Source organism: Blastomonas sp. 34TW (assembly GCF_059803595.1).
Genome location: NZ_JAPFGW010000045.1, coordinates 1 through 1,455, shown reverse-complemented (window position 1 = coordinate 1,455; position 1,455 = coordinate 1). Strand labels below are relative to the sequence as shown.

1 protein-coding gene is annotated in these 1,455 nt (G+C 62.5%); it reads left to right on the top strand.

All coding sequences use genetic code 11. The features are described 5' to 3' along the window. Positions 1-1,430, top strand: a 1,430-nt coding sequence (tnpC, locus tag OPU69_RS19890; protein ID WP_498513292.1) for an IS66 family transposase, incomplete at its 5' end; no start/stop codon positions are given. Positions 1,431-1,455: the final 25 nt, after the last annotated feature.

The following is a 1,455-nucleotide window of genomic DNA, read 5'->3' as shown; positions in this document are numbered from 1 at the left end:
GCCAGCTGATCGACCAGATGGAGCTGGCTTTCGAGGAGTGCGAGGCCGCTGCCAGCGAGGACGAGCTCTTTGCAGCCCTGGCTGCCGCCTCAACCAACGTCGCACCATTCGAACGCAAGCGGCCCGCACGCAAGCCATTGCCCGATCATCTGCCTCGCGAACGCGTTGTCATTCCCGCGCCAGAGGCCTGCCCGTGCTGTGGTTCCGGTCGTCTGTGCAAGCTGGGTGAAGATATCACCGAGACACTCGAGGTCATCCCCCGCCAGTGGAAGGTGGTCCAGACCGTCAGGGAGAAGTTCTCGTGCCGGGATTGTGAGAAGATCACTCAGCCACCGGCACCGTTCCATGTCACGCCGCGCGGACTGTTCGGTCCCGGTTTCCTTGCGATGCTGCTGTTCGAGAAGTTTGGAGCGCACCAACCGCTCAACCGTCAACGCGATCGCTATGCCCGCGAAGGTATCGAGCTCAGCCTTTCGACCCTGGCCGATCAGGTGGGAGCCTGTACCGCCGCGCTGATGCCGCTTCACCGCCTCATCGAAGCGCATGTACTGGCCGCCGAGCGACTGCATGGGGACGACACGACGGTCCCGGTCCTGGCGAAGACGAAGACCGATACAGGCCGGATCTGGACTTATGTCCGCGACGATCAGCCTTTTGGCGGTCCAGCTCCACCTGCGGCGATCTTCCATTATTCCCGTGACAGGCGCGGCGAACATCCCGTTGGCCATCTGCGCAGCTGGACAGGTATTCTCCAGGCCGACGCCTATGCAGGATACAATGCGCTTTTCCGCGCCGATCGGATCCCCGCGCCGCTGACACGCGCCCTGTGCTGGAGCCATGCACGCCGCTATTTCTTCGAGCTCGCGGATATCGACACGCAACTCAAAAAGCGCCGCAAGAAGGCACCCGTCATCTCACCGATCGCCGTTGAGGCAGTCCGCAGGATCGATGCCATCTTCAATATCGAGCGTGCGATCAATGGACGATCGGCTGCCGAGCGGCTCGCCGCCCGGCAGGAACACAGCGCTAAACCGGTCGCTGATCTTGAAGCATGGCTCCGCGACAACCGGTCGAAGCTCTCCAAGAGCAGCCCCGTCGCCGAGCCAATCGACTACATGCTCAAGGCATGGCCTGCCTTTACCGCCTTCCTCGACGATGGCCGCATCTGCTTGTCGAACAACGCAGCAGAACGGGCGCTCAGAGGTATCGCCCTGGGCAGAAAGTCATGGCTGTTTGCCGGCTCTGATCGTGGCGGCCAGCGCACTGCGTTCATGCTCAGCCTGATCGCCACCGCAAAGCTCAACGATATCGATCCCCAAGCCTGGCTTGCCGATGTGCTCGGCCGCATCGCCGAAATACCGCAAAGCCAGCTCGCCGACCTGCTCCCCTGGAACTGGCGACCCGCTCAAATCCACCGTCAGGCTGCCTGAACCGCGGTACTCACCGCAGGCTTAC